The 18633-nt window shown below is 66.4% G+C and carries 14 protein-coding genes; 11 read left to right on the top strand and 3 right to left on the bottom strand.

All coding sequences use genetic code 11. From position 1 onward, the window contains the following. The first annotated feature begins 103 nt into the window (after positions 1 to 103). From ACO05N_RS13945 to ACO05N_RS13910, 8 genes are all read left to right on the top strand, one after another. Positions 104 to 1723, top strand: a complete 1620-nt coding sequence (locus ACO05N_RS13945) for a hydantoinase/oxoprolinase N-terminal domain-containing protein (protein ID WP_422057674.1) — start codon at positions 104 to 106, stop codon at positions 1721 to 1723. Then, the gene (locus ACO05N_RS13940) at positions 1686 to 2816 is read left to right on the top strand and encodes a DUF917 domain-containing protein (RefSeq protein WP_422057673.1); all 1131 of its coding nucleotides are present in this window, start codon (positions 1686 to 1688) and stop codon (positions 2814 to 2816) included. The genes ACO05N_RS13945 and ACO05N_RS13940 overlap by 38 nt, the downstream gene beginning before the upstream one ends. Next, positions 2813 to 4108: a cytosine permease gene (locus tag ACO05N_RS13935; protein ID WP_422057672.1), complete on the top strand. Its 1296-nt coding sequence runs from the start codon at positions 2813 to 2815 to the stop codon at positions 4106 to 4108. Before ACO05N_RS13940 ends, ACO05N_RS13935 begins: the two co-directional genes overlap by 4 nt. Positions 4109 to 4220: 112 nt before the next feature. Then, positions 4221 to 6422, top strand: a complete 2202-nt coding sequence (locus ACO05N_RS13930; protein ID WP_422057671.1) for a TonB-dependent siderophore receptor — start codon at positions 4221 to 4223, stop codon at positions 6420 to 6422. A gap of 50 nt (positions 6423 to 6472) precedes the next feature. Further along, complete coding sequence (locus tag ACO05N_RS13925; RefSeq protein WP_422057670.1) at positions 6473 to 6730, top strand: hypothetical protein; 258 nt, start codon at positions 6473 to 6475, stop codon at positions 6728 to 6730. Further along, positions 6727 to 8316, top strand: coding sequence for a PepSY-associated TM helix domain-containing protein (locus ACO05N_RS13920; RefSeq protein ID WP_422057669.1), 1590 nt, complete (start codon positions 6727 to 6729; stop codon positions 8314 to 8316). Before ACO05N_RS13925 ends, ACO05N_RS13920 begins: the two co-directional genes overlap by 4 nt. Beyond that, on the top strand, positions 8313 to 8609 hold the full coding sequence (locus tag ACO05N_RS13915; RefSeq protein WP_422057668.1) for a DUF3325 domain-containing protein: 297 nt from the start codon (positions 8313 to 8315) through the stop codon (positions 8607 to 8609). The genes ACO05N_RS13920 and ACO05N_RS13915 overlap by 4 nt, the downstream gene beginning before the upstream one ends. Next, on the top strand, positions 8606 to 9235 hold the full coding sequence (locus ACO05N_RS13910; protein WP_422057667.1) for a DUF4198 domain-containing protein: 630 nt from the start codon (positions 8606 to 8608) through the stop codon (positions 9233 to 9235). Before ACO05N_RS13915 ends, ACO05N_RS13910 begins: the two co-directional genes overlap by 4 nt. 42 nt (positions 9236 to 9277) lie before the next feature. Here ACO05N_RS13910 and ACO05N_RS13905 read toward each other — a convergent pair whose 3' ends face one another. Together ACO05N_RS13905 and ACO05N_RS13900 are read right to left on the bottom strand one after the other, a co-directional pair. Further along, entirely contained in the window at positions 9278 to 10945 is a 1668-nt protein-coding gene (locus ACO05N_RS13905; protein ID WP_422057666.1) for an amidohydrolase, read from the bottom strand. An 84-nt stretch (positions 10946 to 11029) separates the two neighbouring features. After that, entirely contained in the window at positions 11030 to 12493 is a 1464-nt protein-coding gene (locus ACO05N_RS13900) for a PLP-dependent aminotransferase family protein (RefSeq protein ID WP_422057665.1), read from the bottom strand. Between the two features lie 151 nt (positions 12494 to 12644). On the opposite strand from ACO05N_RS13900, the gene ACO05N_RS13895 reads away from it, so the two are divergent. The 3 genes from ACO05N_RS13895 (at position 12645) to ACO05N_RS13885 (ending at position 15872) form a co-directional block, all read left to right on the top strand. Then, a complete protein-coding gene (locus tag ACO05N_RS13895) occupies positions 12645 to 13289 on the top strand; it encodes an FMN-binding negative transcriptional regulator (RefSeq protein ID WP_422057664.1) in 645 nt (214 codons plus the stop codon). 283 nt (positions 13290 to 13572) lie between these two features. Next, positions 13573 to 14649, top strand: a complete 1077-nt coding sequence (locus tag ACO05N_RS13890) for a PepSY-associated TM helix domain-containing protein (RefSeq protein WP_422057663.1) — start codon at positions 13573 to 13575, stop codon at positions 14647 to 14649. A 38-nt stretch (positions 14650 to 14687) separates the two neighbouring features. Then, positions 14688 to 15872 (top strand): carbohydrate porin, encoded by a 1185-nt coding sequence (locus tag ACO05N_RS13885; RefSeq protein ID WP_422057662.1) that lies wholly within the window; start codon positions 14688 to 14690, stop codon positions 15870 to 15872. A gap of 97 nt (positions 15873 to 15969) precedes the next feature. On the opposite strand, the gene ACO05N_RS13880 is transcribed toward ACO05N_RS13885, so the two are convergent. Then, a complete protein-coding gene (locus ACO05N_RS13880; protein ID WP_422057661.1) occupies positions 15970 to 18621 on the bottom strand; it encodes a TIM-barrel domain-containing protein in 2652 nt (883 codons plus the stop codon). Between the last annotated feature and the right edge of the window lie 12 nt (positions 18622 to 18633).

Raw genomic sequence — 18633 nt, 5'->3', positions numbered from 1 at the left:
GGCCGCTTACCCGTTCCCCGTCCGCCGCACCCGTTTTTCGCGTTGCGGGCAATGACTTGCCGCCGCACCCTTTGCGTGAGGTTCAGGGGCGGGAGTTTGCTGCGTGCGGATTGGTGTCGATGTCGGCGGTACGAACACCGACGCCGTTTTGATGGATGGGTCTGCCATTCGGGCATGGACCAAGCGTCCGACCAGTGCGGACGTCAGCGGCGGCGTGGCAGCCGCGATCCGCGCGGTGCTCGAAGAGGCCGGCGTTGCGCCCGATGCGGTCGGCGCGGTGATGATCGGCACGACGCACTTCGCCAACGCCCTGATCGAGCGCAACAAGCTGGACGCGGTGGGTGTGCTGCGGCTGGCCAGCCCGTCGGGTGAGGCGTTGCCGCCGCTGACCGGATGGCCCGACGATCTGTCGCGACGGATCGGCGACCATATCTTCCTGCTGCCGGGCGGTTATGAGGTGGACGGGCGCGAGATCGCGCCGTTCGATGCGGACAAGGTGCGTGCCGCGGCGCTGGAACTGAAGGCGCGCGGGGTGCGCGCGGTGGCGATCACCTGCGCCTTCGCACCGGTCAATGCCGCGATGGAGACGCGCGCCGCCGAGATTGTGGCGCAGGAACATCCTGAGGCGCGCGTCACCGTGTCGAGCGCGATCGGCCGGATCGGATTTATCGAGCGTGAGAATGCGGCGATCTTGAACGCCGCGCTTGCCGCGCTGGCGGCGAGCGTCATGACCTCGTTCGAGCGGGCGTTGACGGAGCTTGGCATCGCTGCGCCGCTCTATATCTCGCAAAATGACGGGACGCTGATCTCGGCGGCGCAGGCGGCGGCGTTTCCGGTGCTGACCATCGGATCGGGGCCGACCAATTCGATGCGCGGTGCCGCATTCCTCACCGGGGTGCAGGACGCAATCGTCATGGATGTCGGCGGGACCACCACCGATATCGGTGTGCTGGCCAATGGCTTTCCCCGCGAATCCTCGATCGCCGTCGATATCGGCGGGGTACGGACCAATTTCCGGATGCCGGACATTCTCGCGATCGGGCTGGGCGGCGGTACGCGCGTCCATCTCGATCCCGCACTCTACGCAGCTGCGGAGATTCCCGCCGGCGTGCTCAGGGTCGGGCCGGATTCGGTCGGCTATCGCATCGCGCAGGAAGCCATGGTGTTCGGAGGAGCGACGCTGACCACTAGCGACGTCGCGGTCGCGACCGGCCGGGCGGATTTTGGCGACAGCGCCGCGTTGCCCGATTTCAGCGCCGCCATGCTTACCGCGACATGGGCGCGGTTTCAGGCGATGCTGGAGGAAGCGGTCGACCGGATGAAGACGACGCGCGGCGACGCCACGATCCTGGCGGTCGGTGGCGGAAATTTCCTGATCGCCGACAGCCTGAAGGGCGCGGCGCGGGTGCTGCGGCCGCAGCATGCGGCGGTCGCCAACGCGGTCGGCGCCGCGATCGCGCAGGTCGGTGCGCAGATCGAGCAGATTATCGCCTACGACCGTGAACCGCGCGCCGAGGCGATCGAACGCATGCGCCGCGACGTCACCGAGCAAGTGGTTGCCGCCGGCGGCATCGCCGAAACTGTCCAGATTGTGGAAGTGGATGAAGTGTTCCTGAGTTATCTCCCGGGCCGTGCCGCGCAGCTGCGCGTGCGGGCAGTCGGCGATCTTGCCGGCCTGCCGATCGATGAAGCCGCGACGCGACAAGTTCAGCATGCGCATTGATCGCACGGCGCTGGCCGACCTTGCCCAGGGCGCCGCATTTCTGGGTTCAGGCGGCGGGGGCGATCCCTATTACAGCCTGCTGCTCGGGCAGGCCGAGCTTGGCCGGATCGATGCGTTCGATCTGGTGTCGCTCGACAGTCTCGCTGACGATGCACTCGTCGTCCCGTGCGGATGGATCGGTGCGCCGACGGTCTCGGTCGAAAAGCTGCCGAGCGGGCAGGAGGCGCTGACCGGGCTGCGGCGGCTGGAGCGCGAAATGGGACGGCGGGTCGATGCCGTGCTGCCGATCGAAATCGGCGGAGGCAACGGACTGGCGCCACTGGTCAGCGCGGCGCGGCTGGGTGTGCCGGTCGTCGATGCCGACGGGATGGGCCGGGCCTTCCCGGAATCGCAGATGGCGATTTTCAACATTCGTGGGCTTTCGGCCTGCCCGTCGGTGCTGACCGCCGCGTGCGGGTCGCTGACCGTGATCGAGACACCCGACAACCTGACGCATGAACGCGTCGCGCGCGGGCTGTCGGTCGCGCTGGGCGGCATTGCGCACATGGTCGAATATCCGCTGACCGGGCGCGAGGCGAAGGATCATGCGATCGGCGGGAGCGTATCCGCCGCGATCGCGATCGGCGCGGCGGTCCGTGAGGCACGGGCGCAGGGCGACGATCCGTTCGCAGCGCTCTATGCTGCCTTGCGCGCGACATCGCTCTATCCCTTTGCAGGCGAGCTGTTCGACGGAAAGATCGTCGATCTGGAGCGCGAGACCCAGGGTGGCTTTTCGATCGGTCGCGTGGTGATCGAGGGCTTTGGCGGCGCGGGGCGGATGGAACTGGTGTTTCAGAACGAAAATCTGGTCGCCCGCCGTGACGGCGATGTCGTCGCGATGGTGCCCGACCTGATCACCGTGATGGACCGCGAGACGGCGGATTCGATTACGACCGAACGCCTGAAATACGGACAACGCGTCAAGGTCGTCGGCGCCGCCGCGCCGGCGATGCTGCGCGAGGCGCGCGCGCTGGCCCTGGTCGGGCCGGCTGCATTCGGCTTCGCCGACGCCTATTGCCCGATCGAAACACTGAATGGATGGGACAGGGGATGAGCACAGACGTTCCGGGCGGAGAATATGCCGATGCACCGCTTCCGGAGCGTCTGACCGTCGCGGGTTGGCGCGTCGCGCTGATCGTTGCGAGCTTTTCGATCGCGTTGCCGGGGTTCCTCAATGGGGCACAGATCGGCCTGGCGCTCGGCTTCTGGCAGGCGGTGCTGGTTGCACTGATCGCTGGCGCCATCCTGTGCGCGGGCGCGTGCTTCACCGCCTGGGTCAGCGTGCGCACGCGGCTCACCACCTATCTGCTGATCCAGCGTTCGTTCGGGAAACAGGGCGCCGCGCTGGTCAATATCGTCGTCGCGATCGTGCATTATTGCTGGTTCGGGGTGAATGTGTCGTTCTTCGCCGGCGCGATCATGGCGCTGGTGTCGCAGGGCTATGCGATCCCCGGTAGCTTCGGGACGTTCGTGATCGCGGGCAGCGTGCTGATGACGGTCTCGACGATCTTCGGTTTCCGTGCGCTCGACCGGCTGGCGCTGGTGGCGGTGCCGCTGCTGGCGATCATCTTGGGGGCGGTCGCATGGATCATCCTGCGCCAATCGGGGGTCGAGCTGGACCGTTCCGCGAACCCGCCCATCCCGATGACCTTCGGGATCGCGCTTTCGGCACTGGTCGGCGGCAACATGCTGACGGTCGCGGCGATGCCCGACCTTGCCCGCTACATCCGCACCGCGCGCGGGGCGGCGGTGGGGATGGTGCTGTCCTTCCCCGTGGCAACCCCGCTGCTGATGATCGCATCGGTGCTCCCGGCGCTGGCGACGGGGGAGACCGATATCATGAAGCTGGTGGTCATGGCCGGCTTTGGCCTGCCCGTATTGCTGATCCTGATCCTGTCGATCTGGACGATCAACGCGGCCAATCTCTATTCGGCGAGCCTGTCGATGGGGGCAACGTTTCCGCGCGTGCGACCGTGGATCTTCATCTGCGCCGGTGGTGCGATCGGCGGCGGCTTTGCGCTGTGGGGGATCATCGACAGCTTCGTGCCATTCCTGATCTTCCTCGCGATCATCATCCCGCCGATTGCCGCGATCTACGTCATCGATGCCTTCACCGCGTTTCGGGAGGCCGACCCAGCCGCCTCGATCCGGGGGCTTCCCGCGATCCGCTGGCCCGCGACGCTGGTGTGGCTTGGCTCGATCACGCTGGCGCTGCTGGCCGAGCGGTTTGAGCTGACGGTCACGACGGTGCCGATGATCGACGCGACCATTCTGGCGACCGTCGCCTATCTGATCGTCACGCGGCGCAGCCGGGCGGCATCGCGCCGTGACCGTGAGGCGATGTGACCGTCGCGATGGGGAAAGCGCCCACAATCCGGCGAATTAAATCGCTAATGCTAGTGACTCGCAAAAACATCTTGGCTATCCGACCCCCGACTCAAACAAGGGGTGAACGGTTATGCGTACGATGGGAAAGTGGCTGGTGAGCGTTGCGGCGGCGGGATTGTGGGCGCCGGGGGCTTTGGCCCGCGACGCCGCACCCGCTGACGATGCCAAGCGTGACGAGGTGGTGATCCTCGGCAAGAGCTACGGCAACGGCGTCGGCAAGACCGTGACGCCGCTCAAGGACGTTCCCAACACCGTCACTGTCGTCGACCGCGAGCAGATCGAGGCGCAGGGCCTGTTCACGCTGGAGGATGTCGCGACCGCGGCCCCCGGAATTACCGTCAATGGCGTGGGCAGCGAGGACCCGTCGTTCCTGTCGCGCGGCTTTGTCATCAACAACTATCTGATCGACGGTGTCGCAACCCGCGCCTTCGGCTTCCCCGGGGTGGTCCCCGACCTGTTCTTCTATGACCGGATCGAAATCCTGCGCGGGCCGGCGGGCCTGTTCAGCGGTTCGGGCAATCCGGCGGGCAGCATCAACCTCGTCCGCAAGCGCCCGCTCGACAGCGTCAAGGTGCAGGCGATGGCCGGCTATGGCAGCTACGACAATTTCCGGGGCGAGATCGACCTGTCCGCGCCGCTCAACGATGCGATCGGCGTTCGCGTCGGCGCGATGGTGCAGGATCAGGACCAGTTTTTCGACGTCGCCCATCGCAACCGCGTCGCCGCCTATGGCACCGCATCGGTCCGCATCGGTGACCGCACCACGATCACCTTCGGCGGCAATTACGACCGGTTCAAGCCGGCGATCCAGTCGGGCTTGCCCGGCATTATCGGCGGTACCGATGGCAGCGACGGGCGGCTGCTAGACATCGATCGTTCCACCTATCTCGGCGCGGACTGGAATCGCTTCCGCTCCGAAAGCTGGTCATGGTTCGGAGAAATCGCGCATGAGCTCAACGATCGCTGGACGCTGCGCGCCACCGGCCTGATCGCCAATGTCGATCGCATCGACGTGTACAGCTATATCGGCAGCCAGCCGATCACGCAGGCGAGCGGCGTCACCAGCCACATCGCCTATCGCGGCGACAGTTTCCAGGACACCACGGCGTTCGACGTCAACGGCATCGGCACGTTCCGGATGTTCGGGCGCGACCAGTCGCTGATCCTGGGCGCGGATTATCAGGCGAGCGATTACGCGAGCTACTATACCCGCCTGTCCAACTATGCGCGGATCGACGTGTACAACCCGGTTTCGCCCGCCGAACCGCCGCTCGATCCCTACACCAATCTGCCGGCCTATAACGGCGTCAACGGCCCGGTCAGTCAGGTGCGCGGCGGCACGCTCACGCGCGTCGAGCAATATGGGCTTTACGGCCAGATGCGGCTCAGCCCGATCGCTGGCGTGACGCTGGTCGGGGGCGGGCGCCTGACCTGGTGGGATACCGATCTGCAAACGGTGCTGCCGACCGTCGGGGCCGAGACCAGCTATGGGATCGAGGGCAAGTTCGCCCCCTATGCCGGCATCGTCTGGGACGTCACCGACCAGCTGAACCTCTATGCCAGTTATGCCGACAGCTTCTCTCCGCAAAGCTCGGCCAAGCCGCGCAGCGATGGCGGACAGATCGAACCGTTGGTCGGCGCACAATATGAGGTGGGGACCAAACTGTCGCTCGCCGACGACCGGTTGCTGCTGTCGCTTGCGGCCTATCAGATCACCCAGTCCAACCGCCTATTTAACGACGCGGACCTGCCCGATGTCGTGTTCCAGATCGGCAAGGTGCGCGCGCGCGGTATCGAGGTCGAGGCAGCGGGCGAGATCCTGCCCGGCTGGCGCGTCAATGGCGGCTACAGCTACACCAAGAGCGAGTATCTGGAGGACAGCAACCCGCTGCTCGAGGGCATTTCGCTCGTCCCGGTGATCCCCGAACATTCGGTCAAGCTGTTCACCAACTATGTCGCGCCGGACGGGATGTTCAAGGGCGCAAGCATTGGCGGCGGCGTCACCTGGTTCAGCGCGACCTGGGGCGGCAATGCGGCGGTGTTCAATGCCGATGGCAGCCTGCGCACGCGTTCCTCGATCGTGCGGCAGGGCGATTATGCGGTGGTCGACCTGCGTGCTGGCTACAAGCTGACCGATCAGGTCTCGCTGAGCGTCAACGTCAACAACCTGTTCGACCGCACTTACTATGCCCGCATCTCGTCCACCGGGCGCGGCAATTATTTCGGCAGCCCGCGCAGCGTGTTCGCGACGGTGCGGATCGCCTATCCATGAGCGGGATGGCGACAGGGCGCGCCGGTAGGGGCCGGCGGCTGGGCGACCTGATGCTGCGCATCGCGGTGGCACTGCCGATCGGTTACGGGGTCGCGACGCTTTGGGCGATGGCCCTGTCGCGGACGCTGCCGATGACGCGGGCCGCTGCCACCACCACGGGGATGCTGGTGGCATTCGTCATCTGTGCCGTGGTGGCGATGTGGGCATTCGCCGCGCGTAGCGGAGTCCGCGCGCTCGCGATCACGACGGTCTTCGGGGGGGCGGCTGTCCTGTCGCTGTGGCTCTCCTTCCTCGGAGGGCGGCCATGAGCGTGTCCGGGGAAAAGGGCTTTCGCCAGTCCCAGGCGTTTCTGCACACCTGGTCGGGATTGCTGCTCGGCTGGCTGCTGTTTGCGGTGTTCGTGACCGGCACCATCGCCTTTTACCGCGAGGGGCTGAACCGGTGGATGCGGCCCGAGCTTCCGCCGGTGACCCAGCCCGAACGGGTCCTCGCCGGGGCGCAGCGCTATCTGGCGCAACGGGCACCCGACGCCAAAAGCTGGTTCATCACGTTGCCCGGTGCGTCGAGCCATGGCGCGGTGGTGTCGTGGGTGCCGCAACTCAAGGAGGGCGAACGCCCCCGTCGCCGGCGCGGCGAACAGATGACGATCGACGCCAATGGCGACCCCGTCGATGTGCGCGCGACACGCGGTGGGGAGTTTTTCTACCGCTTCCATTTCGACCTTTACTACATGCCGGTCATCTGGGCGCGGTGGCTGGTCGGGATCGCCGCGCTGTTCATGCTGGTCGCGATCCTGTCCGGCGTGGTCACGCACAAGAAGATCTTCCGCGATTTCTTTACCCTGCGTCGGGGCAAGGGGCAGCGTTCCTGGCTGGATGGGCATAATGCGACGGCGGTTCTGGGCCTGCCGTTCCATCTCATGATCACCTATACCGGCCTCGTTACGCTGATGGTGACGTTGCTGCCCTGGGCGACCGTCGCGGCCTATTCCGACAAGGGCAAAGCCTATTACGACAGCCTCTATCCTGAGGGTGTTCAGGCGGAGCGGACCGGTCGCGCGGCGCCGTTGGTCGATCTCACCACGATCCTGCGCGACGCGGGGCCGCGGCTGGGCGGCGCTGCGGGCTATATCGAGGTGAACGAGCCCGGCGATGCCGGGGCCCGGGTCCGCGTGCTACGGTCGGGCGCGACGATGCTGTCCTCGCGCACGCCGCGCATGACCTATGACGGCGCAACCGGAAAACCGGTCTGGACCGCGCCGCCCCAGGATGCCGCGTCGACCACCGCCGGTGCGATGATCGGGGTGCATGCCGGACGCTTTGCGAACGACTGGCTGCGCTTCGTCTATTTTTTGAGCGGCGTGGCGGGGTGCGTGATGGTCGCGAGCGGGATGGTCATGTGGACCGTCAAGCGGCGCGAAAAGCTGCCCAACCCCGATCGGCCGCATTTCGGGTTCCGGGTCGTCGAGCGGCTCAACGTCGCCGCGATCGGCGGGCTGCCGCTCGGCATCGCGGCGTTGTTCTGGGCCAATCGGCTGTTGCCCGTCGGCATGGCGGGGCGGGCGGAGTGGGAAATCCACTGCCTGTTCGTCGCGTGGGGGGCGGCATCGCTGCTCGCACTGACCAGCCGGGCGCGGGTCGGGTGGGTGGTCCTGTTCACGTTGACCGGCGCGTTGCTGGTGGCCTTGCCGCTCTACAACCTGATCGGGACCGATGCGGGCATCTTCGCCGCGCTGGCGCGTGGTGACGGGATGCTGGCCGGTATCGACGGTGCGCTGCTGGTGTTCGGGCTCGGCTTTCTCGGGATGGCCCGGCGCGTGGGGCGGTACCGGTCGGACACGCCGAAAAAGCGGAGATCGGTGGTCCCCGCAATGGCGCTGGAGCCGGCGCAATGAGCGCGCTGACACTCGCGCTTTCCGCGCTCGCCTTCGCGTTGTTCGCGCTTTCGACGTTCGACCATCACCAGCGCCGACTGGGCCGCGCGCCTACCGTCGCGGCGGTCAGGCGTATGCGGCTAGGGGCATGGGCGGCGCTGCCGCTGTCCTTCCCACCCGCGATCCTGGCGCAGGGATGGGTGTTCGGCCCGATCCTGTGGGTCGGCTCCGTCATGCTGGGCGCGGGACTGTTGTTCCTCGCCCTCAACCTGCTCCCCGCCGGGGAGCCTCATCGCAAGGGGAAGATCGAATGAAGAAGATGTGGATCGCCGCGCTGGCGCTGGCCGCCGCCACCAGCGCGCAAGCGCACGAGCTGTGGGCCGAACGCGGCGCCAATGGCAAGCTGCAGATCTGGCTGGGCGAGCCCGAAAAGCCGATCCCGGCCGCCGGCGATCCCGCCTTCCCCTCGCTCAAATCGCCGAAGCTGGTGCCTGTTTCGACCGCTCAGCAGACGCGTGGGCCGGGCTATATCGAGGTGGACGTCGCGCCGGGCGATGCGCGCGTGTGGGACGACAATATCTTCGCGCCCTGGCAGGAGGACGGCAAGACCGCGGGCGGCGTCTATTATGCGCGCAGCGGGCGCAGCGACACGACCGCGCAACTGCCGTTCGAGATCGTTCCGGTCTCGCCGAACGGCAACCGCTTCACAGTCATCTTCAACGGCAAGCCGGTGGCGCAACAGGCGGTCACGCTCGTCTCGCCCGAACGGTGGATGCTCGCGCTGGAAACCGATGCAGCGGGGCAGGTCGAACTGCCCCTGCGCGAAAAGGGCCGCTACATCGTCAAGGCGGAGCTGAAGGAAACGGGCGACTTCACCCTGTCCTCGGGCGCGGTTCAGATGGTGAGCCGGATCACGACGACCAGCTTCGTCGTGCGGTAAGCAAGGCGGGAAGGGGCGCGCATCCGGGTTGCGCGCCCCCGCTCAGCCGAACTGCTGAACCCCGCCGACGATGGTGCGTAGCACCGACGTGCGCTTGATCGCATGCGCCTCGATCGCGAACAGGTCCTGATCCATCACCGCAAAGTCTGCCAGATGGCCCGGGGCGATCAACCCCATCCTGGAGTCGTTGAAACCGGCATAGGCACCCTCCCGCGTATGGCAGCGCAGCGCCTGGGCGAGCGTCACGCGCTGTTCGGGATGCCACCCCTGCGGATGGTTGCCATCCAGCGTCTCGCGATTGACCGCAGCGTCCAGTCCGGCAAACGGATCGATCGGTGCGACGGGCCAGTCCGATCCCATGCAGACATGCGCGCCCGTTCGCACCAGTGACCCGAACGCAAAGCTCGTCTCCAGCCGCTTCTCGCCGATCCTGCGCACCGCCCAGCGGCCATCGTCGATGGCGTGATAGGGCTGGACCGACGCAATCACCTGCTGCGCCTTGAACCGCGGGATTGCGTGCGGCTTCATGTGCTGGACATGCTCGACGCGAAAGCGCCGGTCGCGCGGGCCGTTGGCCTTGGCGACGGCGGCGAGCGTGTCGAGGACGATGTCGTTCGCCTCGTCCCCGATCGCGTGCGCGGTGACCTGAAGCCCGGCCTTGTCCGCCCCCGCGATCCAGCGGCGCAGATCGACGGGGTCGGTGACGATGATCCCGCTCGTCGAAGGATCATCCACATAGGGTTCGTAGAATTTCGCGGTGCGCGAGCCGAGCGACCCGTCGAACACCACTTTGCATCCACCCCACTGGACCCAGTCGTCACCGCGCCCTTCACGCGCGATCAGCGCGGCCTGATCCTCCCAGTCCTTGAGCGGGAGATAGTGGCGGAAGCGCAAGCCCGTCTCACCCTTGGCGCGCAAGCGTCGGGTGGAATCGAAGCTGATCGTCTCTAGCTCGGTCGGGTGGACCTGGGTCACGCCCTTGCTCAACGCGACCTTGATCCCCTTTGCGACTGCCGCGTCGATCTGCGCGGGGGTGCGCTCGCCGATCGCGCGCAGCACCAGGTCCTTGGCCGAATCCTTGATGATGCCGGTCGGTTCGCCATCGTCGTCCTTTTCGATCACCCCGCCCGGTGGCGACACGGTGTTGCGATCGATCCCCGCCAGCCTGAGCGCGAGCGAGTTGAGGAACAACATGTGGAGGTCGTAACGGATCACTGCGACCGGCGTGTCAGGCGTGACCGCGTCGATCCAGCTGCGGTGCGGCATCTCGCCGCCCCAGCGGTCCTGATCCCAATTGCCACCCTCCAGCCACTGCCCCTTGGGCAGCGCTTTTGCCGCAATGGCGATCCTCTCGACGAACTCTTTCCGGTTCGCGGCATCGCGCAACGACGCCTGCGTCAACATGGTCGAGGCCATCACGAAATGGACATGCGGGTCGATGAAGCCGGGCGTCACGAACGCGCCCTGAAGGTCGATCACGCGGGTGCGCTTGCCGGTTCGCGCGCGCACCGCATCGGCACCGATCGCGGCGATGCGGTCACCCTTCACCCCGATCGCGTCGGTGCGCGTGTCGGGGCCGGCGCCGGTCCAGACCCGGGCATTGATCCATGCGGTGTCGAGCTGGTCATCGCTTCCGGCAAAGGCTGCGTGGCTTATCGCCGTCGCCGCGGTTCCGGCGCTGGCGGCGAGGATGGTGCGGCGATCGATCATTTCCGGTCTCCCTGGGCGTAGCTTTCACCCGGGAGCTGGATCGGCAAACATCCAATTTTGTTGAGACTTGCGGGACCAGTCGGTTCACCCCGCCGCTTCGCGCATTGCCGCAATGGCGGTTCGCGCTTCATGCTCGTTCAGGCTGGCAAAGCCGATCCGCAGGCCGCGCGGGGCATCGTCTCGGGTCATGAACGAGCGCGAGACGGCAAAGCGCAGCCCCATGCCCGCGGCGCGCGCCTCCATCGCATCTAGATCGGTGTCCGGAAAGCGCAGCCAGAAGGCCAGCCCACCATCGGGAATCCGATAGTCGACCAGCGCGCCCAGGCCACGATCAAGTTCCCGCGCGAAATTCTCCCGTCGCCTGGCATAGACCTGCCGCACCTTGCGCGCATGGCGGCGCAATTCGCCATTCTCGATCAACTCGGCGGCGGCATGCTCGGTCAGGGTGTTTCCCATCCCGTCGGTCAGCGAAATCATGTGCGCGATCGCATCGATCACCGGCGGTGGAGCGGCGACATAGCCGATGCGCAGCGCGGGCAGCAGCAGCTTCGACAACGACCCAACATAGATGACATGGCTCGGACCATATCCCGCCATCGGCAACAGCGGCTGTGATTCGAAATGGAACTCATGGTCGTAATCATCCTCGATGATCGCAAAGCCGAACTGGTGGGCGAGTTCGAGCAGCCGCAGCCGCCGTTCGGGGCGCAGCGATACGGTGGTGGGAAACTGGTGGTGCGGCGTCAGAAACACCGCGCGTACCGCGTTGCGGCGGCATGCGCGCTCGACCGCCTCGACGTCGATGCCATCCTCATCCAGTCCAACGGAGACGGTGTTTGCGCCGAGCGACCGGAATGCGGCGACGGCCGGCTCATAGGCCAGCGCCTCGACGATCACCGTATCGCCGGGTCGGAGCAGGACATGCGCCGCAAGGAAGATGCCGTTCTGGCTGCCGCGCGTGATGCAGATGTTGTCGGCCGTGACCGGGAGGCCGCGCTGGCTCTTGAGCATCGTCGCGATGCTCTCACGTAGCGTCAGCGAACCGCGCGGATTGCCGTACTGGAACAGGTTTTCGCGCGCCGCGCGCTGCGCGGCGGTGCGATAAGCGCGGGCGAGCAGGTCGGCGGGGAACAGGCGACCGTCGGGCGCGCCCTCGTCCAGCTTAAGGCCGGGGCCGGAGGGCAGGGCGAGCGGGCGTTCGGGCGGCGGGGCATAGCGATAATCGATCGGCGCGTCGCTCATCGTCGCCTCAACCCCGGCGCGCGGCCGGGTAACGGGATCAGGGAGCGAGGACGATACCATTGTCCCGCGCGTCCCTGCCGAATCCAGCCACCCTTGCGCGATCAGGTCCTCATAGGCCAGCACCACGGTCTTGCGGTTGACCCCCAAGAGGCTGGCCAGTTCGCGGCTGCTGGGCAGGTAGGTGCCCGAGGTCAGACGCCCGCGTTCGATGTCGCGGATCAGCGCCTGGATGATCTGCATATAGATCGGGACATCACGCGACGGATCGATGCGATCACCCAGGCTGACTTGCCACGGTCGCAGCATTGGACCATCCCCATCGCAGAAAATCGGACTGTAACCGGTACCAACGCTAAACACACGGTTGCCGTCGTGCAACCGGAGGTGGACCATCGGTCTTTTATGAATTGGCGCTTGTCCCTGCTCCAGCCTTCGGAAACAAAGGGGGCCATTCATTATGGGTAAGGGTATGATGAGCGACGCGACCGGCATGACGGGAATACAAGTTCCGCTGTTCGAGCGATTCGACGTCACCGATGTCCGCGCGCTGGTTGAGGGGTATCCGCTTGCCTGGGTTTGTGGCGGCCCGGCGGCAGCACTGGAGTCGAGCCTGTTGCCGCTGGTCGGCGTGTTCGACGACGCCGGGCGGCTGGTCGAGCTGATCGGGCACCTCATGCGCTCCAACCCCCTACATGGGGCGCTGCGCGACGATCCGCGTGCGACGATCCTGTTTTCCGGGCCGCAAGCCTATGTCAGCCCGGAACATGCCGGGCGCCGCAACTGGGCGCCGACCTGGAATTATGCGCAGGTGACGATCGGTGCTGAGATCGCGTTCGACAGCGCTCTGACCGAGCATGCGCTCAAGGTGTTGATCGACGCGATGGAGGCGCGCCGCGCCGCGCCATGGGGCGTGGAAGAACTTGGCCCGCGCTATCACGCCATGCTCGAGCAGATCATCGGCTTTCGCGCGCGTGTGACCAGCGTTTCGGGCAAGTTCAAACTGGGACAGGATGAGGATGATGCGACGCTCGGCGCGATTCTCGATGCGCTGCCCGATGGCGAGATGACGGCATGGATGCGCCGCTTCAACCCCGGACGTTAGGGGGGATGCGGCGGCGGGCCCGGAAACGAAAGTCCACGGACTGGCAGACCGCTGACGATCGCCCCTGAAATCCGATCCTGCTGCCACGCGATGGCGGCACGTCGCGCACTCCATTCGCCACTCGGATCGCCCGCCGGCCCCGAACCGCGCGCACGGTGCGCAGCAGTGCATACGCGCTGACTGGCGCGGCCAGCGGCATAGGCGACGCGTTTTCGGATTGGTCCCCCGCGGTTCCGGAAAGTGGAGGTTTGGCGGTCCATCGCAGTGCGTCAGACAAGACAACATGACCGCATCGACCCGTGCGCCGACGCTCCGTCGGTCGATCCTGAAGCTACACCGCTGGCTCAGCCTGGGAGCAGCGTTGTTCTGGCTGCTGCAGGCCGTCACCGGCGTGCTGATCGTGTTTCATTGGGAGATCACCGACGCAGGCATCTCGTTGCTTCACCGCCCGACCGATCTGGCCGCGATCGAACGGCGGATCGACGCGCTGGTGCCGCGCGGGGGCAAGGTCGCGTCGGTCTGGACCGCCGCCGGAGCTCCTGACCGCTACAATGTCTATTTCGAGGATGCTCAGGGGACCAGCGCCTCGGCGCGGATCGCGGGGGACGGCACCGTCCTTGACCAACCGAAGCCCGATACGCAGAGCCTGATGGGCTTCCTGGTCGGCTTTCATCACGAACTTCTTGGCGCATGGGGCAGCTGGCTGATTTCGATTAGCGGCGTCCTGCTCTGCACCAACCTGATCCTCGGCATCGTCGCCGCCTGGCCACGGCGAGGGACCTGGGGTCGCGCCTTGCGCCCGGCGCTGCGCGGCCCGGCCGCGCCCCGGCTCTACAGCTGGCACCGGGCGCTCGGCCTGTGGGTCGGCATCCCCGCGCTTGTCATCGCGGCAACCGGGACGCTGTTGAAATTCGAGGACGGTGTTGGCGAACTGGTCGGGGCGGAGCCGGTCACGATGCCCGCGGTCGCGCCGACCGGTGCGCAGATCGGCTTCGCCACCGCGGCGCGTGCCGGGCTGGAGGCACTTCCTGGCAGCAGCCTGACCCAGGTCGCCTGGCCCCGGACGGATGATGCCACCTGGCGGGTACGACTGCGGGCGCCCGATGAGCTCAGCCGAGCCTATGGGAGCAGCTATGTGCTCGTCGATGCCAATAACGGGCAGGTCCGCGGCATCTTTCCGATCGCTGAGGCGAGCGCCGCGAACCGGTTCATGGCTGCGCTGTTCCCGATCCATACCGGCGAAGCGGGCGGACTGATCGGCCGGATACTGTCGGTCGCGATCGGCCTGTGGCTGATCACGATGATCATCGCCGGCGTGCTGCTCTGGCTCAAGCGACGTAAGCCGCGCCGGGCAGTGTGAGCACCTGCTGTCCTGACCTCCTTTCATGGTGAAACCCGATGCTGCTTCCCTTCCTTGCCTTGACCGCGCTCGAAGCGCCGCGCGACGAAAGCGAAGCGCAGACGCACACCCATCGCACGCTTTCGGCGCAGGAAGGCGGCGAGGACAAGCCGTGGAATTTCGAGGTCGTCTACACCGCCGAAGTGATGGGAATTGCGGCGGGCGGGGTGGAGCGGGGGACGCGCTACCTGGACAATCTCGACATCGTGTTCGACGCCGATCTTGAGCGGATGGTCGGGTGGACCGGCGCACAACTGTGGCTTTACGGCCTTTACAACAACGGCAATTCGATCAGCGATCTGGTCGGCGATGCGCAGGCGGTGAGCAATATCGAAACGGGTACGCGCGCGATCCGGCTGTACGAGGCATGGGTCGACCAGAAGTTCGGTGACGCGGCCTCGGTGCGCGTCGGGCTTTACGACCTCAATTCCGAATTCGACGCGCTCGACGCCTCGGGGCTGTTCGTCAGCAGTCCGCACGGGATCGGGACGGACTTTGCGCAAAGCGGGCAAAACGGCCCGTCGATCTTCCCGTCCACCGCGCTCGCCGCCCGCGTGGCATTCGCCCCGGCGGAAGGCTGGGCGGTGCGCGCGGCGGTGCTGGACGGCGTTCCCGGCGATCCGGCGCGCCCGGCGCGGACTGCCGTCAAGCTGGGCAATGGCGATGGCGCGCTGCTGGTCGGCGAGGTCGAGGCACCGCTTGCCGGGGGCAGGCTGTTACTCGGCCATTGGCGCTATACGGCGACGTTCGATCGCACCGATGGCGCGGGCGCGGAAACCGGCAATTCGGGCAGCTATGTCCGCGCCCAGCTTCCGCTCGCGCGCCGCGACGACGGCACGCTCGACGCCTTCATCCGCGCCGGTGTCGCGAGCAGCCGGTTCAACATGTTCGACCGGTTCCTGAGCGGCGGGCTCAACTTCACCGGCTGGATCAAGGGGCGCGACGCCGACGCGTTCGGCATCGCGATCGCCGCGGCGTTCACCGCCGATCCCTATCGTGCCGCGACCGGAGCGGCGGCGTCGGAAGTCGCCGTCGAGCTGACCTATCGCGCGCAGGTCACGCCGTGGCTCGCGATCCAGCCCAACGCCCATTATGTCCGCCGCCCGTCGGCCGATCCCGCCGTGGCCGATGCGATCGTGCTGGGCGTGCGCACTGAATGGAGCCTGCACGCGCTCATCGACTAGACGATCGGTCCGTGAGCAGCGGGATCCGACTTCATGTCATGACCGGACGGCGTATGGCGCGGGATCGGGTGTGGTTTCCTTGCGCGTGCTGACCCGCCTATTTTCGCCGCTCGTCGATTATCGCCATTCGCCGCTCGAACTCGGCCTGCACCTCAGGTGCGGCGCGCGAGGCGCGCACAAGCGCTGCAAGTCGGCCGGATCGCTGGTCGAACTCGGAGGCGAGCACGCTCAGCCGATCGGGAGCGTAGTCGATCAGTTGGCTTAACTGCCCGGCCAGCGATACATCGTCGGGCAGTGGTTCGGGCGCAGGCCAGTGCTCCTTGAGCCACGCGACCGCTGCGGCGGTCCGCTTCATCCGATACGCCAGCCCGTCGATCCGGGTATCCGGAGCGAACGCCACCTGCACCGCAAGCGACGTTTGGGTGGCGGTATCTGGAACGACGATCCGCGCGGTCAGGCTGGCGCCGTCATAATGCCAGTGGCCGGCGCGCTCATCGTCGGATCGCGCATAGGCCTTGCCGTTCACCATGACCTTCGTCGGCAGTGCCGCTGCCGGAAACTCGACGGTGATCTGTCGCGCCGTGGCCATCCCCGGATAGCTCCCCGTTCGCGGGTGGACGGTGAGCAGCGCGGTGCGGGCATCGCGCGCGCTCGTGATCGGGGTGAAGCTATAGGCCTTGCCGCGATAGCCTTCGCTATCGCCCGCATCTTCATACAGGCGCGTGCGCGTGGAACCGCCCGGAAAAACGCGCAGGACCAGCTTGCTGCCATCGATCTGTTGCAGATTCTGCAGCGACGGCGGGTTCATCGGGATCACCGCCCCGGCCCGCACGAACAGCGGAATCTCGTTCAGCAGATAATCGCGCACGATGGTGCGGCCGCCCGCCACCAATTCGCCGCGGTTGGTGTCATACCATTGGCCCGGCGGCAGCCAGATCGACGCCTGAACAACGCCGTCCGTTCCTGCCTTGGTCACCGGGGCCAGCAGCATGTCGTCGCCGAACATATACTGCCCCCGCGCGGCATAGGCCTCCTCCTGCTCGGGCCAGCCATAGTAAAGCGGACGCAGGATCGAGACACCGGTGTCGTAAGCCTGGCGCGATGCGGTGTAGATATAGGGGGCCAGCTGATAGCGAAGCGCCACGGTGTCGCGCAGCGTTGAAAGCACTTCAGGCGAAAACCGCCAAGGCTCCTTGCGCAGATTGCCGTCCTTGGCCGAATGGGTGCGCAGGATCGGGCTGAACGCGCCGAACTGCATCCAGCGGACATAGAGTTCCGGATCGATCTTGCGCTGGTCGGGGGCCAGGCCGTCCGCGAACATATGGCCGCCGATGTCGTGGCTCCAATAGCCGTATAGAACGTTCGATGCGGTCGCGGTGAAATAGGGCTGATAGGCGAGCGAGTCCCATGTGATCACCGCGTCGCCCGAAAAACCGATCTGGTAGCGATGGTTTCCGAGCCCGCCCCAGCGGTGGTAGATCAGAGCGCGATTGGTGTTCGCCTGCTGCATGCGGGTGTAGAACAGGTGGTTGAGCCACCAGGTGTTTGACAGCCCCGGCATCAGTTTCGAGTCCGGCCATTGCTGCCAGTCGAGCCACCAGAAATCGACCCCCTGCGCAGTCAGCGGGTCGAGCGTCAGCTTGAACCAGTTGTCGACGAAGCGGCGGTCGGCGCCCTCGAACGGAACGGCCTTGCCATCGGTCACCCCCATCGCCTTGGCGAAGGCGGCATAGGTCTCCTCGCGCGGGGGGATGCCCGATGCGGGGTGCAGGTTCAGCGTCGCCTTGATCTTGCGGTCTTCCAGCCAGCCAAGGAAGCGCTTGGGATCGGGGAACAGGCTGCGGTTCCAGCTATAACCGGTCCAGCCGACGCCTTCGCCCACCTCGTCCTTGACGACATAGCGGGGGTCCCAGCTGAGATCGTCGGTGCGATGCCAGTCCATGTCGATCACCAGCACATCGAGCGGGAAGCCGGCGCGATCGAGGTCGCCCACAAGTTCGCGCAGCTCGCGGTCGGAATAATTCCAGTAGCGTGACCACCAGTAGCCGAACGCAAAACGTGGCGGCATCGGCTGGCGTCCGGCAACCTTGGCATAATCGCCGAGCGCGGCGGTGTAATCATGGCCGTAGCCGAAGAAATACAGGTCCTGGCAATCGCCGCACGCGCGCTTTTGCACCCATGGCATTTGCCGGTCACCGTCGAACACGAACGTATTGCTGTCGTCTACGACATGCCATCCGTCGCGCGAGATCAGCCCCTGACCCAGGTCGAGCCGGGAGCCATTGTCGATCTGTCGGTCGCCCGAATAGCGGTCGAGCGTGCGCGCGGTGCCGTGCAGATTGCCAGTCGTCGGCGCACCGGGGCGCCAGTCGAATGCAGGCTTCAACGCGCGCGACCGGACAGCGAGATTGGCGGCGGTGAAGCGACCGCTGTCGAGCGTGTAGGACAGTTCGAGCGCTTCGGTACGGATCACCAGCCTGCCGTTCTCGGCCGTCGTGGTGAAGCGCGGGACGGGCTGGTCGCGGTCGATGAACACCTGCGACGGCGCGTCGACGAAACGGGCGGCGGGCGACCATTCCATCCGGATCAGCCGCGGTGTCAGCACCGTGAATCGCGCCTGCCCGCGGGTAACGGTGGCGGCAGCGGCGGCGCGGCCCTCCATCTCGGGCGACCTGGCCACAACGGGCGTCGCCAGCGCCAGTGCCACCGCGCTCAAGCCGAACGCGATCCACGCTTTTCCTGTGCTCAAACGGCCTCTCCT

Source organism: Sphingomonas sp., from assembly GCF_965227385.1.
Classification (GTDB): domain Bacteria; phylum Pseudomonadota; class Alphaproteobacteria; order Sphingomonadales; family Sphingomonadaceae; genus Sphingomonas.
This window is presented reverse-complemented; position numbering and strand designations above follow the sequence as displayed.

Bases quoted from the DNA above. Each gene is read 5' to 3' on its own strand.
- ACO05N_RS13940 (WP_422057673.1), top strand. From the start codon at position 1,686: ATGAAGCCGCGACGCGACAAGTTCAGCATGCGCATTGATCGCACGGCG.
- ACO05N_RS13935 (WP_422057672.1), top strand. From the start codon at position 2,813: ATGAGCACAGACGTTCCGGGCGGAGAATATGCCGATGCACCGCTTCCG.
- ACO05N_RS13930 (WP_422057671.1), top strand. From the start codon at position 4,221: ATGCGTACGATGGGAAAGTGGCTGGTGAGCGTTGCGGCGGCGGGATTG.
- ACO05N_RS13925 (WP_422057670.1), top strand. From the start codon at position 6,473: ATGCTGCGCATCGCGGTGGCACTGCCGATCGGTTACGGGGTCGCGACG.
- ACO05N_RS13920 (WP_422057669.1), top strand. From the start codon at position 6,727: ATGAGCGTGTCCGGGGAAAAGGGCTTTCGCCAGTCCCAGGCGTTTCTG.
- ACO05N_RS13915 (WP_422057668.1), top strand. From the start codon at position 8,313: ATGAGCGCGCTGACACTCGCGCTTTCCGCGCTCGCCTTCGCGTTGTTC.
- ACO05N_RS13910 (WP_422057667.1), top strand. From the start codon at position 8,606: ATGAAGAAGATGTGGATCGCCGCGCTGGCGCTGGCCGCCGCCACCAGC.
- ACO05N_RS13905 (WP_422057666.1), bottom strand. From the start codon at position 10,945: ATGATCGATCGCCGCACCATCCTCGCCGCCAGCGCCGGAACCGCGGCG.
- ACO05N_RS13900 (WP_422057665.1), bottom strand. From the start codon at position 12,493: ATGCTGCGACCGTGGCAAGTCAGCCTGGGTGATCGCATCGATCCGTCG.
- ACO05N_RS13895 (WP_422057664.1), top strand. From the start codon at position 12,645: ATGGGTAAGGGTATGATGAGCGACGCGACCGGCATGACGGGAATACAA.
- ACO05N_RS13890 (WP_422057663.1), top strand. From the start codon at position 13,573: ATGACCGCATCGACCCGTGCGCCGACGCTCCGTCGGTCGATCCTGAAG.
- ACO05N_RS13885 (WP_422057662.1), top strand. From the start codon at position 14,688: ATGCTGCTTCCCTTCCTTGCCTTGACCGCGCTCGAAGCGCCGCGCGAC.